Annotated in this window: 21 protein-coding genes and 1 tRNA gene; 6 read left to right on the top strand and 16 right to left on the bottom strand. The window is 37.7% G+C overall.

What is annotated here, in order from left to right; genetic code table 11:
• Nucleotides 1–53: 53 nt before the first annotated feature.
• The 3 genes from KCV09_RS05885 to map all read right to left on the bottom strand — a co-directional run bounded on the left by KCV09_RS05885 (nucleotide 54) and on the right by map (nucleotide 3,411).
• Nucleotides 54–1,010, bottom strand: coding sequence for a TauD/TfdA dioxygenase family protein (locus KCV09_RS05885; protein ID WP_151816119.1), 957 nt, complete (start codon nucleotides 1,008–1,010; stop codon nucleotides 54–56).
• Nucleotides 1,011–1,257: 247 nt separating this feature from the next.
• Nucleotides 1,258–2,382, bottom strand: coding sequence for an OmpW/AlkL family protein (locus tag KCV09_RS05880; protein WP_212515679.1), 1,125 nt, complete (start codon nucleotides 2,380–2,382; stop codon nucleotides 1,258–1,260).
• Nucleotides 2,383–2,586: 204 nt separating this feature from the next.
• Nucleotides 2,587–3,411, bottom strand: coding sequence for a type I methionyl aminopeptidase (gene map, locus KCV09_RS05875; RefSeq protein WP_004947985.1), 825 nt, complete (start codon nucleotides 3,409–3,411; stop codon nucleotides 2,587–2,589).
• A 208-nt stretch (nucleotides 3,412–3,619) separates the two neighbouring features.
• Here map and rpsB point away from each other — a divergent pair, with 208 nt between their 5' ends.
• The 3 genes from rpsB (at nucleotide 3,620) to KCV09_RS05860 (ending at nucleotide 5,917) form a co-directional block, all read left to right on the top strand.
• Nucleotides 3,620–4,369, top strand: a complete 750-nt coding sequence (gene rpsB, locus KCV09_RS05870; RefSeq protein WP_004938527.1) for a 30S ribosomal protein S2 — start codon at nucleotides 3,620–3,622, stop codon at nucleotides 4,367–4,369.
• Nucleotides 4,370–4,508: 139 nt separating this feature from the next.
• Entirely contained in the window at nucleotides 4,509–5,384 is an 876-nt protein-coding gene (gene tsf, locus KCV09_RS05865; protein ID WP_004938524.1) for a translation elongation factor Ts, read from the top strand.
• 68 nt (nucleotides 5,385–5,452) lie between these two features.
• Nucleotides 5,453–5,917: a DUF3465 domain-containing protein gene (locus tag KCV09_RS05860; RefSeq protein ID WP_151816127.1), complete on the top strand. Its 465-nt coding sequence runs from the start codon at nucleotides 5,453–5,455 to the stop codon at nucleotides 5,915–5,917.
• Between the two features lie 57 nt (nucleotides 5,918–5,974).
• Here KCV09_RS05860 and KCV09_RS05855 read toward each other — a convergent pair whose 3' ends face one another.
• The 8 genes from KCV09_RS05855 to KCV09_RS05820 all read right to left on the bottom strand — a co-directional run bounded on the left by KCV09_RS05855 (nucleotide 5,975) and on the right by KCV09_RS05820 (nucleotide 13,291).
• Nucleotides 5,975–6,418: an Mpo1 family 2-hydroxy fatty acid dioxygenase gene (locus KCV09_RS05855; RefSeq protein ID WP_004938518.1), complete on the bottom strand. Its 444-nt coding sequence runs from the start codon at nucleotides 6,416–6,418 to the stop codon at nucleotides 5,975–5,977.
• Between the two features lie 468 nt (nucleotides 6,419–6,886).
• Nucleotides 6,887–7,501, bottom strand: a complete 615-nt coding sequence (locus KCV09_RS05850) for a septal ring lytic transglycosylase RlpA family protein (protein WP_025094776.1) — start codon at nucleotides 7,499–7,501, stop codon at nucleotides 6,887–6,889.
• A 281-nt stretch (nucleotides 7,502–7,782) separates the two neighbouring features.
• Nucleotides 7,783–8,784, bottom strand: coding sequence for a lytic murein transglycosylase B (gene mltB, locus KCV09_RS05845; protein ID WP_048765698.1), 1,002 nt, complete (start codon nucleotides 8,782–8,784; stop codon nucleotides 7,783–7,785).
• 38 nt (nucleotides 8,785–8,822) lie between these two features.
• Nucleotides 8,823–9,965 carry a rod shape-determining protein RodA gene (gene rodA, locus KCV09_RS05840; protein WP_004938509.1) on the bottom strand — a complete coding sequence of 381 codons (1,143 nt, stop codon included), beginning with the start codon at nucleotides 9,963–9,965 and terminating at the stop codon, nucleotides 8,823–8,825.
• Nucleotides 9,966–10,088: 123 nt separating this feature from the next.
• On the bottom strand, nucleotides 10,089–10,742 hold the full coding sequence (locus KCV09_RS05835; protein ID WP_151753639.1) for a hypothetical protein: 654 nt from the start codon (nucleotides 10,740–10,742) through the stop codon (nucleotides 10,089–10,091).
• Between the two features lie 22 nt (nucleotides 10,743–10,764).
• Nucleotides 10,765–11,580 carry an NADPH-dependent 7-cyano-7-deazaguanine reductase QueF gene (gene queF / locus KCV09_RS05830; RefSeq protein ID WP_151816008.1) on the bottom strand — a complete coding sequence of 272 codons (816 nt, stop codon included), beginning with the start codon at nucleotides 11,578–11,580 and terminating at the stop codon, nucleotides 10,765–10,767.
• A complete protein-coding gene (locus tag KCV09_RS05825; RefSeq protein ID WP_212515678.1) occupies nucleotides 11,577–12,350 on the bottom strand; it encodes an ABC transporter permease in 774 nt (257 codons plus the stop codon). The genes queF and KCV09_RS05825 overlap by 4 nt, the downstream gene beginning before the upstream one ends.
• Entirely contained in the window at nucleotides 12,347–13,291 is a 945-nt protein-coding gene (locus tag KCV09_RS05820; protein WP_004938498.1) for an ABC transporter ATP-binding protein, read from the bottom strand. Before KCV09_RS05820 ends, KCV09_RS05825 begins: the two co-directional genes overlap by 4 nt.
• 709 nt (nucleotides 13,292–14,000) lie before the next feature.
• Between KCV09_RS05820 and KCV09_RS05815 the strand changes: the two genes are divergently transcribed.
• Complete coding sequence (locus KCV09_RS05815; protein WP_004947957.1) at nucleotides 14,001–14,483, top strand: pyridoxamine 5'-phosphate oxidase family protein; 483 nt, start codon at nucleotides 14,001–14,003, stop codon at nucleotides 14,481–14,483.
• 44 nt (nucleotides 14,484–14,527) lie between these two features.
• Here KCV09_RS05815 and KCV09_RS05810 read toward each other — a convergent pair whose 3' ends face one another.
• Together KCV09_RS05810 and KCV09_RS05805 are read right to left on the bottom strand one after the other, a co-directional pair.
• Entirely contained in the window at nucleotides 14,528–14,995 is a 468-nt protein-coding gene (locus tag KCV09_RS05810) for a BLUF domain-containing protein (protein ID WP_212515677.1), read from the bottom strand.
• Between the two features lie 33 nt (nucleotides 14,996–15,028).
• Entirely contained in the window at nucleotides 15,029–15,481 is a 453-nt protein-coding gene (locus tag KCV09_RS05805) for a BLUF domain-containing protein (protein ID WP_076032269.1), read from the bottom strand.
• A 1,537-nt stretch (nucleotides 15,482–17,018) separates the two neighbouring features.
• Here KCV09_RS05805 and KCV09_RS05800 point away from each other — a divergent pair.
• On the top strand, nucleotides 17,019–17,594 hold the full coding sequence (locus KCV09_RS05800; protein WP_004947950.1) for a DUF2726 domain-containing protein: 576 nt from the start codon (nucleotides 17,019–17,021) through the stop codon (nucleotides 17,592–17,594).
• Between the two features lie 597 nt (nucleotides 17,595–18,191).
• Here KCV09_RS05800 and KCV09_RS05795 read toward each other — a convergent pair.
• The gene (locus KCV09_RS05795) at nucleotides 18,192–18,749 is read right to left on the bottom strand and encodes a cytochrome b (protein ID WP_151815919.1); all 558 of its coding nucleotides are present in this window, start codon (nucleotides 18,747–18,749) and stop codon (nucleotides 18,192–18,194) included.
• A 212-nt stretch (nucleotides 18,750–18,961) separates the two neighbouring features.
• The gene (locus KCV09_RS05790; protein WP_228301587.1) at nucleotides 18,962–19,585 is read right to left on the bottom strand and encodes an SOS response-associated peptidase; all 624 of its coding nucleotides are present in this window, start codon (nucleotides 19,583–19,585) and stop codon (nucleotides 18,962–18,964) included.
• A gap of 183 nt (nucleotides 19,586–19,768) precedes the next feature.
• Here KCV09_RS05790 and KCV09_RS05785 point away from each other — a divergent pair, with 183 nt between their 5' ends.
• Nucleotides 19,769–20,434, top strand: a complete 666-nt coding sequence (locus tag KCV09_RS05785) for a hypothetical protein (protein ID WP_212515676.1) — start codon at nucleotides 19,769–19,771, stop codon at nucleotides 20,432–20,434.
• A 256-nt stretch (nucleotides 20,435–20,690) separates the two neighbouring features.
• Here the strand turns inward: KCV09_RS05785 and KCV09_RS05780 are convergent.
• Nucleotides 20,691–20,767 (bottom strand) — tRNA-Arg (locus KCV09_RS05780).
• Nucleotides 20,768–20,837 lie beyond the last annotated feature (70 nt).

The following is a 20,837-nucleotide window of genomic DNA, read 5'->3' as shown; positions in this document are numbered from 1 at the left end:
ATTTTTGTTTTTTATTTTTATTAGATCAAAAAAATTTGATACTTTTATGACAATTAGAACGGACGACCACCAGCCAGACTAATACGTTTTAATAAGCGTCGCTGCTCTGAAGGAAAGGGCTCACGTGCATGTAAGGTAACTTGATTGTCCCAAAACACGATATCTCCGACTTCCCAATCATGCGTATAGCGAAATTCAGGTTGAGCCAAATGTTCACGTAAGCGTGCAATTAATTCTGCCCCGACAATATCATTGTAATTTACCAGTTCAACTTCATTTTTTGCACTGAGCCAAAGAGCTGATCTGCCAGATTCTGCATGTGTCCGAACCAGTGGGTGAGGATAAGCATGACCTACGACAGGCTGATCATCAAAACGATACAATGGAGTATGCCCATTAGCTTTTGAACCGTTGTTGCTTTGAGCGCGTACAAATGGATTGTAAGTAATCAATTGCAGTGAACGAATATGTTGTTTGAGATCGTCGTCGAGTGCTTTATAGGCTGCAATGGTATTGATCCATGATGTTTTTCCACCCGCTTTTGGTAATTCAATTGCATACAGCAATGAACCAAAAGAGGGTAAAGGTGTCCATTGGTGATCGGCATGGGGTGCCAGTTCGCCGTGCCCTGTATAGTCGCCTTGCCCCACGGCATTAGATACGGGTACAACATCGGGTGGTACGCCTGTTTCCAGATCATATCCCAACACGGGATTGTCTTTGCTTGGCCGGAAAACTGAGCCAAAATAACTGGCAAATGCTAAAAACTGTAAATCATCGAGTTGCTGTTTTTTAAAAATAAGTACCAGATGCTGGGCCAAAGCCTGTTTTAATTTAAAGATGGTTTCGCCAGTTTGCGCTTTTTTTGCATCGAGTCCAGTCACAATAGCACCCAAAGCAGCATGCTCAAGTGGTTGAATCTGAACTTCTTCACTAGGTTGAAGATGTTTAGGTTCATGCCAGCGCGGCGCATTATGGATCGCTTGTGAGAGTGGTGTGAGACTGCTCATGTAAATCTACTCGTATTCTAATTTGGCTGGTTTTGAGCATATGAAATCCCATACAAACAATGAAATGATAAAAAGTGAATAGATTATGAAAAGCTGGAATCTTAGTGCAGTCTTTTGTTTTTTATCTATTTATTATTATCAGATAACAATAGTCACATTCGGCATTCTTTCTTTTTAATCTCGCTTGTGTGAAAAAAAGCAACCGAAGTTGCTTTTAATTTATATTTAAAACAGCTTAATCTTGCATTTAGAAGCGATAACCGACACCGACATAAGTAATGATTGGATCAATATCGATTTTTGTTTTTGAGTTGATTAGCTCTGCGCCAGTATTACCATCGGTAACCGTAATTTTTGCCTCACTGTTAAGTTTGGCATAAGACACAGAACCTACTGCGAACCAGCTATCATTAAAGTCGTAAGTTGCACCCACTGTGGCAATCGGTGCGAATGCATCAGCTGCATCTACTTTTACCACTGGATTGGCGCTTGATGTTTTTTTATCTAATGCTGCGCCCGCTTTGTTGTCCTGAATATTCCGGATCATATTACCTGCGGTGATCAGATCAGATTCAATTCCAGGGTTTAGCTTAATGTCATTAAAATAGGCATACATCACGCCCACTCCCACGTAGGGTCTGAATTTATTTACACCAGATTTACCAAACTGGTACTGTAGTTCTGCTGCAGGTAACCATGCCCGTACAGATGAAGCACGCTTTCCTTGAGATAAATCTGTAATTTTGATGTCTTGTTTTAGTGGGATATTACCACCTGCTGAACCAATAATATTACCCAAGGCATTACCCAGCAACGAACCGTCTTTTAGGGGAGTGGCAGCGCCAGAGAGGGGTGCATAAATTGTACCTTTACCTAAAATATCGACCTTAGGCGGGATACCACCTTTAATCTCAAGCGATAAATTATCGGTAAAATTATAGTTAAACAGTAGGCCAAGAGTATCGACATCATCGGCTTCAAGGCCCGAATTTGGTGCTTCCCATTCTGACAAGCCGTTGATGGTTGCAGTACCAGATAATGCCGCAGGTAAGGTATTACCTCCAAGTAAGCCCTTATAGCCTGAATTAAGTAGGGTATACCATGCCTTACCCGAAACAGTGCTTTGGTCAATGGCATTGAGTACGCTATCCGTCGAGACATCACCTACTTTAGACTGTGTACCTTCGGCAATTGGGGTATTAATTCTAACAGGGTTGGCTTTTCCTTGTGGCATGGCATGTAACCAGCCCGCAGAAACGGAAAAGCGTTTAAATCCATCGCCATCTTTTAAGCTAAAGTAGGGTGAGGCAGCATGGCTATGCGCAGAAATGAATAAGAGGCTTGTCATTAAGCCAGCAAAAGATTTGTTCATCTGAAGGGACTCCATGTCCAGTTTTTGTGATCATTTTTCTAAAAAACATCTTAAATGTTAAAACGAGCAGATCCTGTAAAATAAAATATTTCATATGTAGCAAAAAAGAAATGAAGTTTGGAATTATGAAGGAAATATGAATGAACGTTAAAGTCAATAAAAAAGGCCATCTTGATGGCCTTTTAAACACGCAAATTTTAAGTTTTACATAAAACGAGACAAATCTTCTTCTGGACGAGCAGTGAGCACTTCGAGTCCGGTTTCAGTCACCAAAATCGTGTGTTCAAACTGTGCAGAGAGTTTATGGTCTTTGGTGACCACAGTCCATTTGTCACCAAGCAATTTGGTTTGCCAAACACCAGCGTTGACCATTGGCTCAATGGTAAAAGTCATGCCTGCTTCGAGTTGCATGCCGGTGCCTTTCTGACCGTAGTGTAAAACTTGTGGTTCATCATGGAATACAGTCCCGATACCATGACCACAATATTCACGCACCACACTGAAACGCTCAGATTCGACATACTTTTGAATGGCATGACCAATGTCGCCAATAAATGAGCCGGCACGAACCGTTTGCATGCCGCGGTACATGGCTTCTTGTGCCACATTGCATAAACGATTTGCTAGAATTGAAGTTTCTCCACCTACCACATACATCATATTGGTGTCGCCATGATAACCATCTTTAATCACAGTTACGTCGATATTTAAAATATCGCCTTTTTTGAGAATCTTTTCAGCAGATGGAATCCCGTGACACACCACGTGGTTAACAGAGGTACAAATGGTGTGCTGAAACGCTGGACGACCTGGCGCTGCGCCATAGCCCAGACATGCCGGAATGGCCTGTTGAACATTGACGATATGATCATGACAGATTCGATCCAGCTCAAGCGTGCTCACGCCTGGCTGAATATACGGTTTAATCATGTCAAGAACTTCAGCCGCCAGTCGTCCTGCGATACGCATTTTTTCAATTTCTTCAGGAGTTTTAATCAGTCGACTTGGAGCCGTGTACGTACTATTCATGATACTTAAAAACTTTTGGTAATTTCAAAGCAGTTATGGTATAAATACCCGCCCATTTTATCAAATGCTTTTCGTGAATATATTTTATGAATTGCGTAGATGAAATAGGAAAAAATCCGCACATATGTCGTCACATTACTCTGGGTGCCTAGCAATAGGTGGAGAATGCGGACATATGGAGGCCTAACCCAACTTTAAGGTAAAGAAAATGGCAGATTACAACGTAAGCATGCGCGACCTTCTTCAAGCAGGCGCGCACTTTGGTCACCAAACTCGTTTCTGGAACCCAAAAATGCGTCAATACATTTTTGGCGCACGCAACAAAATTCACATCATCAACCTTGAGCACACTGTTCCTGCGTTAAATGATGCTTTGAACTTCGCTAACCAATTAGCAAGCAAAAAGAACAAAGTTTTGTTCGTTGGTACTAAACGTGCTGCTTCTAACATCATCCGTGAACAAGCTCAACGCGCTGGTCAACCATATGTAGATCACCGTTGGTTAGGTGGTATGTTGACGAACTGGAAAACACTTCGCCAATCTATCAGCCGTTTGAAAGATCTTCAAACTCAATCTCAAGATGGTACTTTTGCTAAGCTGACTAAGCGTGAAGCATTAGAGCGTAGCCGTGAGATGGAGAAACTTGAGCGTTCTTTAGGCGGTGTTAAAAACATGGGTGGTTTACCTGACGCATTATTTGTAATCGACGTAGATCACGAAGCGATTGCAATTAAAGAAGCTAAAAACCTTGGTATTCCTGTAATTGGTATCGTTGATACAAACTCTAACCCAGACAACGTAGACTACGTTATCCCGGGTAACGATGATGCGATTCGTGCAGTAACTTTATATGCTTCAGCTATGGCTGATGCAATTCTTGCTGGTAAAGAATACGCGCAATCTCAAGCGAATGCTCAAGCTAAAGGCGAAGAAGCAGCAGCTGCTTCTGAGGCTTAATGCGTTTGACGCCTGATTGTCATTTTTGCGACATGTAAGGGTGGCAAATTAAGCGTCGAAAAAAAAGCAAACGGCCCAGAGTTTCCTTGGGCCGTTTTTGTTCAAAGATTTACTTTTTCTACCTATTTAGGAGAACAACATGACTGCAATTTCTGCAAGCATGGTAAAAGAATTACGTGACCGTACTGGTCTTGCAATGATGGAATGCAAAAAAGCATTAACAGAAGCGAATGGCGATATCGAGCTTGCGATTGATAACCTTCGTAAATCTGGTCAAGCAAAAGCAGCGAAAAAAGCAGGTAACATTGCAGCTGATGGCGCGATCACAATCGTTCAAGACGGTAACAAAGCAGCATTGGTAGAAGTAAACTGTCAAACTGACTTCGTTGCAAAAGACGAAAACTTCTCTAACTTCTCTAATGCGGTTGCAAAAGCAATTCTTGCTTCAGGTGTAACTGAAGCTGAAAAAATTGCTGAACTTAAATTGGAAGACGGTCAATCAGTTGAAGAAGCGCGTATTGCTCTTGTTCAAAAAATTGGTGAAAACATCCAAGTTCGTCGTGCGAAAATTGTTGAAGGTCAAAACCTTGCAGTTTACAAACACGGTCTTCGTATCGGTGTTGTTGTATCATTTACAGGTAGCGCAGAAACTGGTAAAGGTATTGCAATGCACGTTGCAGCGTTCAATCCAGTTGCGGTAAGTGCTGATGCAGTACCAGCAGATCTAGTTGCAAAAGAGAAAGAAATTGCTGAAGCAAAAGCAATTGAATCTGGCAAACCTGCAAATATCGTAGAAAAAATGGTATCTGGTTCAGTAGATAAATACTTGAACGAAGTTGCACTTGATCGTCAAATGTATGTAATCGACAATGACAAGAAAGTTGCTGATGTACTTAAAGCAACTGAAACGACTATTGTTGAATTTGTACGTTTCGAAGTGGGTGAAGGTATTGAGAAAAAAGCAGAAATGAGCTTCGCTGAAGAAGTTGCTGCTGCTCAAGCCGCTGCAAAATAATTACTTATTTTGTAAAAAAAGCCCCTAAATTAGGGGCTTTTTTTTAGACAAAAATGGATATTTCAAAAATGAAAAAAATAAATACCTACATCGTTGTGGCTGTTATCGCCTTTTTGCTGGTGTATTTTTTTGTTTTAAACCAACGTGAGCCTCATGTTGCATCACAAATTCAAACATCGCAAGTCACTACTCAAGATTTTAACAACGATGCAATCAAATTGGCTTTCGAGCAGAAAAAAAGCAATCTTCAGGTACAAGGAGCAGGGCAGGTCAAAGCCGTTTTGCCTGACGATAATCAAGGGTCAAGGCACCAGAAATTTATCTTAAGATTGGAAAATGGTCAAACGGTACTTATTGCACATAACATCGACTTATCGCCGCGTTTACAGGGCTTGCAAAAAGGTGATCGTGTAGAGTTTTATGGTGAATATGAGTACACGCCAAAAGGCGGTGTTATACACTGGACGCATCGTGACCCGAAAGGCAGGCACTTAAATGGCTGGCTAAAATTTAATGGAAGCATCTATCAGTAATGAAGAGATGCTTCCAGCGAAACATTTAAGTCATTCATTAAATGCCGAGAGTGTGTGTTAATTTAATTGTTGTTTACTTTTCCAGCTGGGTAAAATTTTAGCCAAGTAGGCATCCATGCACCAGAGCGGACCAATCAACAGAAATTGTACATCTTTTAAAAAGGAAGGTTTTTTGCCTTCAACCTTATGGCCGTAGAATTGACCAATCCACGCCACAATAAAAACACCAATATAAAACCCCACGCCAACAGGCAATACATAGATCAACCATGCCATGACAGCAACCAGAGCCGCCATTGCCACGGCAAGGACTAAGTCTAATCGTGCATAAAATATCAGTGAAAGTACAATCAGGAGTGCGGTCAGTAATGCACTAAAATGGTAAATCAAACCAATAATTGAAAACAAAATTGCAGGTACGCACACCCAATGAATTTTTTTATTGGTTTGGTTTTGATGGCTTTGGCTGTATTCGTCAAACCATTCCGTAATGGTTTTCATGTGCATCATCCTTGTTTTATTTATTCCTTCATTTAACGAATATAAAACACAATATGCATGCGGTCAAAACAGATTTTTGACTCGGGCGAACAAATCTAAAAAATGTAAAATTCATCGCCAAAAGCGTTTAAAACAATTGGAAAAACCATTTTGAGCAAAAGTGACCTTAAAACTTTCTCGAATTTGCCTTATAAGCTCGCGTTAAACCGCATCTTTAAACATTTTTGCTACTAGGGTAGCTTTGGAGGGATTTTGTTGTATAGCACGCGAATCAGAGCAAATTAAGACCAAGCTACAATTTGGTTGGTTTTTGTGTTTAAAAAGTGATCGTTTCGTAAAATTGCATTGTGAACCACGGCTAATCATTTTAACTTAAACATTCACACATCAGAACAAGAATGTATCGAACAAAAGTAAAGAAACCACCGAATGGTGGCCTCTTTATTGCAAAAGTGAAGGAGCTAAAGCTTATGAATTTGGACCATCAACACGCTCAATACTTACTTTGCCTGTACCCGCATTCGCGAGTCCAATGCGTTTAGCTGCTGCGTAAGATAAATCTACGACTCGATTGCCATGAAATGGACCTCGATCGTTGACTTTAACCACGACACTTTTGCCGTTGTCTTTATTGGTCACGCGAATGTAGCAATTCAGCGGCAGACTACGGTGTGCTGCAGTAAGCTCGTTCATGTCGAAAGTTTCACCGTTAGCCGTTTTACGACCATGAAACTGACGACCATACCAAGATGCGATACCGGTCTGGCTAAATTTACGAACAGTGTTCGATGCTACAGAATTTAATTTTTCAATCACTGAAGGCTCTTCTTCAGGGATCTCGATTTTAGCCGCGATAGTTTGACGACGGATTTTGTCACCCGAACTTTCGGTGATTGAAAGACTATTTAAATTAGAGAAATGGGAATTGAAGTTGTTCTGCGAATCTTTATTCAAGACGCGAGCAGCCAAACTTGAGCCATCTGCATCGCCATTAAGAGATGATGCGGGAACCATTTCTGCTTGTGACTGGATAACTGCCAGTCCAATACTGAGTGCTAAAGCGTACTTTAACGTTAACTGCATTACTTAAACTCCTAGAGACAATTCACAAGGCTTAGCAAGTAGCCAAAATAATGTGAACAGCCTAATTTATTCACTTTTGCAATTGCTTTATGGAGGGGGATGATATTCATCGGCTTTGCAGAGTGTCTAGTGTTTGAAGTAAAAAAGTTACAAAAAGGACAAAATCTCACAAAAAATGAGCAAAAAATAACCTAAATTGTAACATTGAGTTTAAAATGGCTATTTAGTGCTCTTTTTAACAAAAATATTTATTGACTTTTATATATTTTTAAAAAATTCCATCATCTACTGGCGACTTCGGTACCCAACAACCAAACCGCTGTGGCATACATTCTGCTGCGGTTATAGGTCGTAATGACTTGAAAATTTGGATAGGTAATATAGTACATAGGACCATAATTTTCTTGTAATTGTATAACGTTGACCAAGTCAAGATCATCGATTTTCACAATCGGATTTAGCGGTGTAACACCTTGCGTTTTGAGTGCGCCATAAGGGGTAGGCTGGGTCAGATCCTTTGCAATAATTGTATCTGGCGTATTACCTGTATAACGTGCGGCAAATCCAATAGGTTGATTTCGTTGCCAGCCATTTTGAGCAAGGTAATTTGCAATTGATGCAATTGCATCTTCAGCAGAATTGCGTAGGTCAATATGTCCGCTTGCATCGTAATCAACACCAAACTTGGTAATGTTGCTTGGCATAAATTGAGGATAACCAATTGCACCCGCATAAGAACCCACGATACTGTTGGTTGGGTAGCCTTCTTTATATGTCCAAGCGATCAAAGCACCTAATTCATCACTAAAATAATCTGCTCGGCGAGGGTAACCAAAAGCTAGAGTCGCAAGTGCGTCACGCGTGATAAACGAGCCTTTGTTTGCGCCATAGCCTGTTTCGACCCCTAAGATACCTAAGATAATCGATTGCGGCACACCAAATTGCTGTTCTGCGCGGTTTAAAACATCTGCATACTGATTTTTAAAACGTACACCACGCTGAATAGTACCTTCGCTCAAAAACATGGCTTTATAGTCATACCATGGCTTACTCTCACCCGGACGTGTCATGATGTTTAAAATATTGGGAAGATTTTTGGCGCCTGACATCGCATTGTCGACTTGCTCGGCAGTCAGACCATAAGTGGCCATGGTTTTTTGCTTAAAGCTTGGATAATTTGGATCGGTGATAAAGTCGTTCGCTTGAGAGCAGCTGGCAGTAAGAAAAAAACTGCCGAGAAGTAAAAAACGTCTAAATGGTTGCTTCACTACCATGTTCAACATAGTATTATAAATTCCTGAATTAAAATAAAAAAATATAATTATCGATGGGTGTGGATCGACATAACCAGTCCAAAAGTCGCCATCAGGGTAATAATTGCGGTGCCGCCATAGCTCATGAACGGAAGCGGTACACCCACTACGGGTAAAATACCACTAACCATGCCAGCATTTACAAATACATAAACAAAAAAGGACAAACCTAACGACCCTGCAACAAGGCGGCCGTAGTTATGAAAGCACTGTAATCCAATCTGGAATGTTCTAAAAATAATTGCAAAATACAGCAGTACTAGAATGGTGACACCAATCAAACCAAATTCTTCGGAGTAGGCTGCAATAATAAAATCGGTATGACCCTCAGGTAAAAAGTGTAAATGTGATTGTGTGCCTTCTAAAAAGCCTTTACCTGAAAATCCACCTGAACCAATGGCTGTTTTTGATTGAATAATATTCCAGCCTGTACCGAGTGCATCTGCCTCGGGGTTCAAGAGTGTGAGTACACGTTGTCGCTGATAATCATGTAATAAAAATTCCCACGCAATTGGAATTAAAAGTCCTGCGCCAGCAACAGCAGCACCAATGAGTTTCCAAGAGAGCCCGCTTAAAAACAACACAAATAACCCACTGGCCAATACCAGTAAAGATGTACCCAAGTCAGGTTGTTCTGCAATTAAAAGAAATGGAATTCCAACCAAAAGCATGGTGATCATGACATTGGGAACGCTCGGCGGAAGCGGTTTACGCGATAAAAACCACGCCACCATCATTGGCATACCGATTTTCATGAACTCACTGGGTTGTACACTTCCAAAACCGGGAATATCAATCCAGCGCTGTGCACCCATGCGAATTTCACCAAATACCATTACAGCAATCAGTGAAAAGAGGCCAAACAGATAAAAATAAGGAGAAAATGCTTGATAAACCTTCGGTGGAATTTGTGCGAGCGTCAACATGACAATAAAGCCAATTCCAAAGCTCATGGCTTGCTTAGAGACTAACCCGATATCTTGTGCAGAGGCACTATATAAGACAGTCAGCCCAAGACAGGCATTTAAAATCAAAAAAGAACATAACCAAGGATCAATATGTAATCTTTGCCATTTGGATGGAAGCATTGCTGTGCTTAAGCCATCGCGCGGCGCCTGGCGTAGAAATTTGTATTGAGAGCTTGGAGACATAAGGTTTTACAAAGGAATAATCAATGCATGGCGCATGCTAACATATCCCTTAATTTAGGCAATCTATATCCATATTTTGCAATAAAAAAACCTGGAAAAATCCAGGTTTTTTTGCGCTATGTTTTAGTTGCTAAAAAATAACGTATCATGATACTCAGCGAGCGCTTTTAACTCTAAGCGATTTAGATTTGGAATCAGCTTATCGATGGCGATATGAACGGCTTTGGTCACTGCGGCGGCGCCAATATCTGCAGCCTTGCGTTTGATCATGCCTAAATCCAGTGTTTTATTAAATTCAATCATAAAATGACGGATCGTGGCATCTGCAAATTGCTTATAGAGTTCAGCCAGTGCTTGCTTGTCGACAGCATTACCTGCTTGAATTTCGGCAAAACTATGCTTCAGATTTGTGACCAAACCTGGATCAAGCGACTCACCGACTTTATATTCTCCTTCAGCAGTTTTAAATAAACTACGTTCAGAAAACTCGATGGACTGTTTTACAATATCATTGGGCGCTTTGCTTAAAAGTTGTTTGAGCAAAACGGCAACGGTTGATTTGACATAGCCTGCCAATTTTTCAGCGGTTTCACGCTTATCGCTCTCTGGAAAGCGACGAACAAGTTCGATTAAGAGTGCATCAATAATTTCATCATTGATTTGTAGGGCTACCTGATCGCGTAATGGATACAGTGGCTCACTTGAGTTCTTTTTTTCGATACCTGTCTGAATATTTTTAAGCAATGCTTCAGATGGAGTAAAACCAAAAAATGGCATGTCTGATCCTCAATTATTGATTTTATTGTCGGGCCAATCGAATAGGGCTTGGCATCCATGACAAGTCAGATACACGACACGGATTAATGTCTAAACCACCGCGTCGCGTATAGGTTGCATACACCATCAGTTTTTCAGGCTTTAAGTTTTGCCATATGTCGGCGTACATCTGCTCGACGCATTGCTCATGAAAGCCATTGTGCTGACGATAAGAAATAATATACGCGAGAATACTGTTATAACAAGGCTTAATACCTTGATAACGAATGAAAACTGTTCCCCAATCCGGCTGTCCAGTCACAGGACAATTACTGCGTAATAGATGTGAATATAAATTCACTTCGATTTGTGACTGGTCATCAGCATCTAGCGCAAGCAAGCTTGCATCCGGATGTGACTCCAAGCGTGCTGGTTTGAATTGATCGATACAGATTCCAGACGGTTGGCTGATCTCGAGCGCATCTACATCAAACAACTCAAAGCCGATCTTTGCATTGGCAGCTTGACTCAAATCTTTTTCAACAAGGTCAATTAGTGCTGCTTTAGACACAAAACGATGAAAGTTTAGACTATTAAAATATAACTTTAATGATTTTGACTCGATCAGATTTTCAGAGGTTGCGGGAAGGGTAATCCGTCCAATTGCAACTTGTGGAATCCCGTCTTGATTGAGCCAAGAAAGCTCAAAAACATGCCACCAATCTTTGCCCTGAGAAACACCTGTAATGTTTGCATATTGTTCACGTGAAGATGAACGTGAAATAGGAAACAAAATGCCGGGTTCATAAGTTGTTGGATATTCTGTTTCTTTACCTAAAAGAGATTTTTCTACACTCATTCACGCATTCCTGAACCACGAGAAAGTAAATAATACGCTACGCCATATAAAAGAACGCAGCACAAGGTCACCACAATCAGTGACAATGAAACGTTGACATCGCTCTGACCCAAAATGCCATAGCGAAATGCATTGACCATATACACAATTGGATTGATCAACGATAATTTTTGCCAAAATGGCCCCAAAGCACTAATGGCGTAGAATACGCCACCTAAATACGTTAAAGGGGTAAGAACAAAAGTGGGAATAATCGAGATATCATCAAACGATTTGGCATATACGGCATTGATGAATCCACCTAAAGCGAACAAAAAGGATGTGACCAAGACGGTATAAATAGTCACAAACCAGTTATGTATATAAAGGTCGGTAAAAAATAGGCTCATCATGGTCACAATAATGCCCACCAAAATCCCACGAAACACGCCTCCAACGACATAGCCCCACAAAATGAGGTGTAAAGGTACCGGGCTCATGATCAGTTCTTCAATGCTTTTTTGAAACTTAGCACTAAAAAAGCTTGACGAGACATTTGCATAACTGTTGGTAATGATAGCCATCATGATCAGACCCGGCACAATAAACTGCATGTAGCTGAATCCACCCATTTGACCGACACGAGAACCGACCAGATTACCAAAGATAATAAAGTACAGGCTCATAGTAATAGCAGGTGGTAGCAGTGTTTGAGGCCAAATCCGCATAAAACGACGGATTTCTTTACGTACTAAGGTACCGAAGGCTGTACAGAGCTGACTAAAATTCATTGTGCAGCTCCTTGTTGCTCCAGATTTTTTTCGACCATACGTACAAATAATTCTTCAAGTCGGTTGGACTTATTGCGCATACTGCGGACTTGAATGCCTTGTGCTTCTAAAAGCTGAAACAAATCATTCATACTGTGTGCTTTATCTAGTGTCACTTCAAGTGTCAGCGGATCGATCAAATTAAAGCGCACCCCAATAATGTTAAGGTCATTCGATAACTCAACTGGTTCTGCCAGATCAAAAATAAAAGACTCTTCACTTAACTGATTTAAGAAGCTTTTCATCGTGGTGTCTTCTTTAATCACGCCCCGATCAATAATTGCAATGCGGCGACACAACATTTCGGCTTCTTCAAGATAATGCGTGGTTAAAATGATTGAAGTACCGGCGTTATTCATCTCGACTAGAAAATCCCACATCGAACGGCGCAACTCGATATCGACACCTGCGGTAGGTTCATCGAGGATCAGTAACTTTGGTTCGTGCATCATGGCTCTGGCAATCATTAGTCGACGCTTCATACCGCCAGAAAGCATTCTGGCTTGCATGTTGCGCTTTTCCCAAAGCCCTAATTTTTCGAGATACAATTCTGCGCGCTGCTCGGCAAGTTTTTTAGGGATGCCGTAATAACCAGCCTGTGTCACCAGAATATCGAAGGTCTTTTCAAAATGGCCAAAATTAAACTCTTGTGGCACAACACCTAAGCATTGTTTTGCACGGGAAGGTTGCTTGTCTAAATCATGGCCAAAAATATTGACCTCACCAGCACTTTTTTTTGTTAAGGAACTGATGATACTGATGGTGGTCGATTTTCCAGCACCGTTTGGACCTAGAAGCGCATAAAATTCACCTTCCGGAACAGTTAGGTTGATTCCTTTTAAGGCTTGAAATCCATTGCGATAAGTTTTGGACAAATCACGTAATATCAAGGCATCAGTCATGAAACGCTCACACTTAATTTAATAGTACTATTTTGAGTGATATCGAAAAATAAACCAAGTGATAAGATGGGATTGAGCGGAACGAAATATAGAACGCTGAAAAAACAGACATACTATGTGATGTGTAATATAGTTATTTAGCATGATGCTTTTTAAAATTGTTAAGTAAAACGAAACAATAAGCATAAAATAGGATACATTATGTATTTTAAGAAATATAAAAAAACACTTATGATATATTGGAACGTGTGATCTAGAAGCACTTTGGCATAAACTATTAGATGACAAAAGGCTTAAGTTGATAAATTAAGATTAAGATAGAGTTATGAATAATCGACACGTTACTTTACAGGATAAATATTCGAACATTCACCATCTTATGCGAGTGAAAGACCTTATTGTAGATCCAATCAAGAAAACTGAAACGTGTCAGTGGTTATGGATTTATAAAACAACATCGGAGTTTTTTCCTTTCGAGTTATGGACCCAACTTGATCGTGTTCAAGTGAATGAGAAATTAGTTTATAAGGATCTTACCTTTAAGGTTATTCATATTGACGATGAAGATCATCTGCTATTCTCTTGAACTGATGCGAAATTAACATGAACTGACGATTGTGTATCGAAATACAACACACCATGAACAGGATGAAATTTAAATATCTGAATAAATAGGCCATATTGATATTTTTACATTGAAGAAAATATCATGGATAACACTTTAAACGATTACGAAAAAATTGAAAAACTGATCCAGCATAGTCGAATCGTGATGGTTACTTTTACCAATCATGACGGACACTTACATAGTGCGCCTATGACCAGACAAAATAAAACATTTGACGGTAATGTATTTTTCATCGGAGCCAAACACTCCGAATTAGTTCAAAGTATTACATCACAGCCAGAAGTTAACCTTGCTTATTCGGGTAGTGATTCTTTTGTATCCATCAGCGGTAAGGCGCAGTGTATTAATGATCCACAGTTGCTCGAAGAACTCTGGTCGCCTGCTTATCAAATCTTCTTTAAAGAGGGTTTACACGATCCTGATATTCAACTGATTCAAGTCACATGTCATGGTGCGCAATATTGGGAAGGGGATGGAAAACTTGTGACGTTATTTAAGCTTGCCAAAGCTTCAGTTACGGGAGAGCAAGACAATCTGGGTGAATCGAAATCTATGCGATTATAAGCCATTGATCTGTTAATTGTATAAGCGCCGTAGAGATGGGCTTTTTACAGGTAAGGGTTAATTCCTCGCTGATGAAGCCCCACCTTGCGGCGCAGCTTAGTTTGCTCTTCTTGCAGTAACTCATTCACAAATTGGGGTAGAACATCCTCATTCAACATGGAGGGATGAAAACCATCTGCATTGAGCTGTTGGAAAAAAAGGTCAATTTTAGAGCTTTTTTGAACATATTTCATCGACCATTTTTTAAAATAAATTCTTTTAATTTCAATGGCTTCAAACACATCAATTTCATGGTGACGAGGGTCTTGCATTATGCGTTGCATAAGATCGTTTAAGATTTCCTCTTCACCTTCAAGGCACTGGAAAAATGCATTATTGGCATAATACAGTACACCATAAATTTGGTGCTTTGCATTGAAATCACGAGCCTTACTTAAAATATCATTCAGATCTTCAATCAAATCGCCAGCATCCACTGGTCGTATGCTGGAGTAGCACAGTCTTATTTTCATTAACTACGTCCTGCTATTGAGAATAAATCGAAATCAAATTTTAGGATGATGATACTGGTTTGCCAACGTGTGCGGTTCTTCACTTAAAAGCTGGATGAATGACGGTATTGTTGAGTCAGACAAAAGATAAGGGTTAAATTCATCTAGATGGGTCTGTTGGAAAAAATCAGCTAAACGTTTATTTACAGGTGCAAACTTCATGCTCCAATGTTTAAAAAGACGCTGTTGCATCGATTCACGATATAGAATTTCACAATTTTGATGTCGGGAATCTTTAAGAATATGTTGATAAAAAAGCGTATCGATTTTCGATTGTTCACCTTCTAGGCACTGCACAAAGTAACCATATCCGTAATATAGTACACCTGTTATTTCATTTCTAGAATTAAAATCAACAGCAGTGTCTAAAATATCAATCAGATCTTGCTTTAATTCTGGGTGTAGATGACTTGCTTTACTTGCGTACAAGATTCTAACCATTTCCATGACATTTTCCAAAGCTAACAATAAGGTTTTTAGTGGGTAATGGCACTGGTACTTCGCCCACGTGTGGTAAGACAAGAAATGTAAGGTGTGAATTGGTCTTTATGTGATAAGCCGCACACAATACATAGTTTTAATCGATAAAACCACTTCTTTCATAAAGAATTTCCCGATTCATGTATATTATAAATTAAATCACTGTTTTATAAGTAAAAAAATATAAAATAAAATGTTTCTAATTACATGTGGTTTTATATGTTTTTGTAATTATATAGTGAGAAATTTACCAAATGGTATACATAAGATTTTGAATTTATTGAAATATAAGTTATTTTTAAAAATTGATGTTGTATAAAAAATAGACAAATGTAAGCTATTTCTCACAATCATGTAAGCTATGGATTATTTTAAGTTTGCGTAAGTTATCTATACTCAGTTCGTACATTATCTTGTTCATTTTTTCCATAGAAAAATGAGTAATAACTTAAACACCTTTATAATAATTTTATAAAGAATAAAAGAATAAGATTAGGGGACTTACGAGTTAGATAATGTATAGCGTGTTTCCTCCTCCTTAGCACACACCTTCCTAAGGAGGAGGAAATTTTTATTTTCATTCGAAAAGGTCATCAAAATGCAGATTGTTAAAAATATCTTTATATCATTTGTGTATATGATGATTGTTTCTATTTTAATTGTAATATTTTACCGAATTGGTATTCATAAATATGTCAATATTACCGTCAGTGCCATTATCTTTGGTTTACTAACTTTCTTCTATTTTAAGACTATTGTTTCATCATTGCTTTGTCATTTATTTTATTATGGTATATTGTTTTACTTGAGTCAGACGCTTGATGTTTTAATGATGCTTTTAATTTGCATAAGTACAATGGTCGTCATGAAAATATATTTAGTCGGGTGGAGTAAGTTTGATACTTATATTAAAGAAAATCAGATATATAGAAATTAAATTAATCTATATAAATAAGGAATGAAAATAGAATTTAGATTATGGTCTTTATGTTTTATGTTTTATGTTTTATGTTTTATGTTTTATGTTTTATGTTTTATGTTTTATGTTTTATGTTTTATGTTTTATGTTTTATGTTTTATGTTTTATGTTTTATGTTTTATGTTTTATGTTTTATGTTTTATGTTTTATGTTTTATGTTTTATGTTTTATGTTTTTTTTTATTTATTTCAATAATTTTATTTATAAAATATTTTGTGTAGCCATAATTTTAACTAGAATTTGAATTTAAAAAATTATAGTTTACTAGTTGCTTGATTAGTGATAGATATTTTGATTTTTTTGGAATTTATATAGTAATAGAAATTTTTTTTAAACATAGTTATTTAAGTAACTTTTTAATCTTATTCACAATGTTAAAAACACTATACATAGCTACATATGTTCTGATACGATCTTAATCACTAAATCAAAAGGTTTGTATAAATACATTCTAATTTAATTTTTAAATCTTCATTGATCTTTCCATACTAAACTTTAACTTATAATTAAAAAAAGAGGTGTAAGATGTCTACATTATTGGTATTAATCGTTCTGATTGGGGTGGTTGTATTTGTTCTTGCAACATTAAAAGGAGATAAAAAAGCAAGTAAACAAAGAAATCCCATTAAGGGCAAACGCATCTTAACGATGAATGAGCAACCAACTTTTTTTAGATTAAGAGAAGCACTTCCAGAGCACATCATTCTAGCGCAAGTTGCTTTCAGTGCTTTTATGACTGCTAAAGGATTTCCAACACGTAATTTATTCAATCGTAAAGCTGCAGATTTTGTAGTGTTAGATAAATCACTCAATATAGTTGCAATTGTTGAGTTGGATGATTCATCACATATCGGAAAAGAAGATAAAGACGCAGACAGAGATGCATTAGTTGCTGAAGCAGGTTTCCGAGTGATTCGATACAAGAGAACCCCAGATTTTGCACAAGTACAAAAAGATTTTGGGGTTTTTCCCATCGCCCAATCTGTTCCTGAATCTAACCCAATCAAAGAATCTGAAGAAAATTTAGAAAAAACCAAAATTATTACAGATGCTTTTATTTTTCAATCAGAATTAGGGGAGCGGAAAAAGCTATCTGAATAGTTCAGATACTTTGATTGGTGAGTGTCGGGTGTGCAAGCGTAAATCGACTTTTTTGATGTAGCATTTTTGCATGGTCCAACTTCACAGAACAAATGATTGAACTAATCTGACTCTATAGCCGTATAAGTTGAATTAAAAAGATGAATTCTGTTTTGAAAATTTGGAACGCTGAAAGTGAATTCGAACCTTTACTATTTTATAATGTTACGCCAGATTTGCGCCAAAGTAGGTTGTAAGCTATATAATTAAAGAAATATTGGTGCGCTCGGGGCGCACAAGAAAGATAAAGTAATCTTTTGATATAAGTAATATAATTTAGTCTAAGATTTTCTTTTACTGTTATTTTTACCGCAAAGGACATTATGACTAAAAAAGTGTTGCCGTTGAGCGATAATAAGATCAAATCTACTATATCTGCACACAAAAAAGTCCAATTTTTCCGAAGTCATAATTTCATAATTTCATAATTTCATAATTTCATAATTTCATAATTTCATAATTTCATAATTTCATAATTTCATAATTTCATAATTTCATAATTTCATAATTTCATAATTTCAAAAGAACTTTCAAACTTAAGAGTCTAAAAATAATATTTTAGTCACTTGGCTGACTTGTCATACTTCTCAACACATCATCTTTGTCAATGAAGTGATGTTTAAGTGCTGCTAATATGTGACCTACAATAAGTAAACTCGCAAACCAAGAAACGTAAACATGAATAGTATGTGCAAACTCACTCAATTCAGGATTCGGTTGAACTAGACGCGGAATTTCAAAAAGATATAGAACTGGCGCCGGATGTCCTGCTGTCCAACTATATAAACAACCCGTAATAGGTAAGGCAATAAGCATTAAATATAAAGCTAAATGTGCAAAATGAGCAAAACGTTTCATTGCAAATGACATTGTATCTGGAAGTTTTGGTGTTGGGTGAGTGAATCGCCAGCAAATACGTATAACAATTAAGAAAATAAGAGTTGTTGCAATATTTTTATGCAAATCAATCATATTTCCTCTTAAATCTCCTTCAGTTTCCCAACTCAAAAAGTTACCACTATAAAAACCGATGATCCATGCAGAGATAAAAATAAGGGCCATAATCCAATGAAGCCATTGAGCTGTCCTTGTATAATATTTTTTTTGGGATTCCATATGAAAAGTCCAATCAAATTAAGGATTGATCATAGTATTTTCTTGAGAAAATAACAGCTCAAATATATAACACAGTGTTCTTAATTTGCATCAATCAAAAAAATGTAACTTTAGAATGCCACACTAACTCGAACTGTGGTTAAACAATGAAATTTAAAATTAAAGAGCTAGAGTAATAATAAGATCATACGCACTAGGCACATTCGTGAGGATTAATTTTTTTTCACTAAAAGGATATGCGGTTGGAAATTCTTCATATCAGATTTAGGCATTGCATCAAATTCATCGATAGGCATATCAAAAAAGAAATTTTGCGCTTCGTCGTTTTTACAGTTCAACCAATCCTTACGGTATTCATCTGGAATGACGATAATTGATCGCTTTTCATCAGTAGGCTTATGAAATTGCTTCATAAACGGGTGATGATCCGCATTAATCGTAAGCATAGACATTGATCGCACTTGCTTTCCATCGATCAAAGCATTTTCGTAAATGGCCGCGACAGTGAAAGGTTGATAATCTTTGCGATAAATTCCCCATCGTTCAGCCTTACCACCATCTGTATAGCGTGGTTCAAAAATGGTTTGTACTGGAATCAAAGCAAACTGACTTTTTGCCCATGCGTTTTTAAAGCTTGGCTTCTCATGAACAGTCTCTGTTCGGGCGTTGTACGTGTTGCGGCAGATTTTCAAATCTTTGGCCCATTTCGGCACAAGACCAAATTTCACTTCACGCCATTCAATGGCATCGCCCGTACTAAAAATAAGAGGGCAGTCGTAACCAGGATAAATATCCGCTTTGTAATCGAAAGTCGGTTCAAACAATCCAAGCTGTATAGCTTACGATCTTTTTATAGGTTCGTAGTTTGCGCACATTATTATTTCCTTATTATTTAGTTTTAGTATGACAATTTTAGAGTAAAGGTTTTATATAATTATGTATGAAGTTTTTAATAAAAAAGTCTTCTGAAAATTTTAAGTAAGATATTAATATAATTTGTTTTTTGGAGAAAAGTTAAAATGAATTTATTGGAAGTAATAGCTAAAAATTGTGGATTGGCTGTGGTGGACTCAGTAACTTTAGGGCTAGGTTCAGCTGTAAAAAATTCCTTTTATGAAATTAAAGATCATGTAAGTCAATGTAATGATGCACTGTATCTAATGCAAATTAAAACATTTCTTGAGACAATCGATTTAGATGAAGACGAAGTGAAAGATTTTTTTAGTAAAAATAAAGATAACAATCGACTAGGAATTGAATTATTTAAAATTTTAGAAAGTACCTATATAGAAAAGCAAGCTAATTTGTTAGCCATTAACTTTCAGAACTATTTACAGGGTAAGGCTGATAAAAGTCAATTTAATAAGTATATAAATTTAATAAAAAAAATTGATGCTCATATTTTTGAAGTAATTAATAATGACCTGCAATATCCTGAAACGCTTCGTGGACAATCCATACCTTGTGAAGGATTACCAAAAGATGATACTGATTACAACAAATATTGGGAATTTGAAAATCTTTTAGTGAGTGATTTCAAAGATCTAGAAGTTCTAGGATTTATTGAGGAAGAAATAGAAGAAACTTCGGTTGCATATAGCTCAGTTGTAAGCCCTAAAATAAAGAGAAAGAGAACGCGTTTCTATCATAATTTTTATATTGATCTTTATAGTAAACTAAAATAGAAGGAGGCTAGCTTAGAATTTTTTAAAATGAGTTCAACTCCTATGGTCGGACTTGAACAAAAAAAACTGTTGTTAATCATACTTAACCAAAATTAATTGTTATACGTGGGTTGTATATGCAAGTTATATGGTAATTAAGTTGCTTTTAATAAGAAGATTTGAATTGTTCCGAATCGAGTCGAACTTAAGCAGTTTTTATTCTATTACGCCAGATTTACGCCAAAGTATGCTGAAACCTATATAAATAAAGGAATATTGGTGCGCTCGGCGGGGATCGAACCCACGACCCCAGGCTTCGGAAACCTGTACTCTATCCAACTGAGCTACGAGCGCATGCGAAGCACATCATAGGCAAAAAAAGGCCTGGGGTAAAGTGACTCATACACAGAAGTTTTTCTTATGT

The sequence above is a fragment of the Acinetobacter soli genome, assembly GCF_018139125.1.
GTDB lineage: Bacteria > Pseudomonadota > Gammaproteobacteria > Pseudomonadales > Moraxellaceae > Acinetobacter > Acinetobacter soli.
This window is presented reverse-complemented; position numbering and strand designations above follow the sequence as displayed.

Excerpts from the sequence above, each read along its gene's own strand:
- KCV09_RS05835 (WP_151753639.1), bottom strand. The coding sequence starts at position 10,742 with ATGCCATTTTTTGGTTTTACTCCATCTGAAGCATTGCTTAAAAATATT.
- rpsB (WP_004938527.1), top strand. The coding sequence starts at position 3,620 with ATGGCAGATTACAACGTAAGCATGCGCGACCTTCTTCAAGCAGGCGCG.
- KCV09_RS05825 (WP_212515678.1), bottom strand. The coding sequence starts at position 12,350 with ATGAATTTTAGTCAGCTCTGTACAGCCTTCGGTACCTTAGTACGTAAA.
- KCV09_RS05785 (WP_212515676.1), top strand. The coding sequence starts at position 19,769 with ATGAATTTATTGGAAGTAATAGCTAAAAATTGTGGATTGGCTGTGGTG.
- KCV09_RS05815 (WP_004947957.1), top strand. The coding sequence starts at position 14,001 with ATGGATAACACTTTAAACGATTACGAAAAAATTGAAAAACTGATCCAG.
- KCV09_RS05860 (WP_151816127.1), top strand. The coding sequence starts at position 5,453 with ATGAAAAAAATAAATACCTACATCGTTGTGGCTGTTATCGCCTTTTTG.
- KCV09_RS05885 (WP_151816119.1), bottom strand. The coding sequence starts at position 1,010 with ATGAGCAGTCTCACACCACTCTCACAAGCGATCCATAATGCGCCGCGC.
- KCV09_RS05820 (WP_004938498.1), bottom strand. The coding sequence starts at position 13,291 with ATGACTGATGCCTTGATATTACGTGATTTGTCCAAAACTTATCGCAAT.
- KCV09_RS05880 (WP_212515679.1), bottom strand. The coding sequence starts at position 2,382 with ATGAACAAATCTTTTGCTGGCTTAATGACAAGCCTCTTATTCATTTCT.
- KCV09_RS05795 (WP_151815919.1), bottom strand. The coding sequence starts at position 18,749 with ATGGAATCCCAAAAAAAATATTATACAAGGACAGCTCAATGGCTTCAT.
- KCV09_RS05855 (WP_004938518.1), bottom strand. The coding sequence starts at position 6,418 with ATGAAAACCATTACGGAATGGTTTGACGAATACAGCCAAAGCCATCAA.
- map (WP_004947985.1), bottom strand. The coding sequence starts at position 3,411 with ATGAATAGTACGTACACGGCTCCAAGTCGACTGATTAAAACTCCTGAA.
- KCV09_RS05810 (WP_212515677.1), bottom strand. The coding sequence starts at position 14,995 with ATGAAAATAAGACTGTGCTACTCCAGCATACGACCAGTGGATGCTGGC.
- queF (WP_151816008.1), bottom strand. The coding sequence starts at position 11,580 with ATGAGTGTAGAAAAATCTCTTTTAGGTAAAGAAACAGAATATCCAACA.
- rodA (WP_004938509.1), bottom strand. The coding sequence starts at position 9,965 with ATGTCTCCAAGCTCTCAATACAAATTTCTACGCCAGGCGCCGCGCGAT.
- KCV09_RS05805 (WP_076032269.1), bottom strand. The coding sequence starts at position 15,481 with ATGGAAATGGTTAGAATCTTGTACGCAAGTAAAGCAAGTCATCTACAC.
- tsf (WP_004938524.1), top strand. The coding sequence starts at position 4,509 with ATGACTGCAATTTCTGCAAGCATGGTAAAAGAATTACGTGACCGTACT.
- KCV09_RS05850 (WP_025094776.1), bottom strand. The coding sequence starts at position 7,501 with ATGCAGTTAACGTTAAAGTACGCTTTAGCACTCAGTATTGGACTGGCA.
- mltB (WP_048765698.1), bottom strand. The coding sequence starts at position 8,784 with ATGTTGAACATGGTAGTGAAGCAACCATTTAGACGTTTTTTACTTCTC.
- KCV09_RS05800 (WP_004947950.1), top strand. The coding sequence starts at position 17,019 with ATGTCTACATTATTGGTATTAATCGTTCTGATTGGGGTGGTTGTATTT.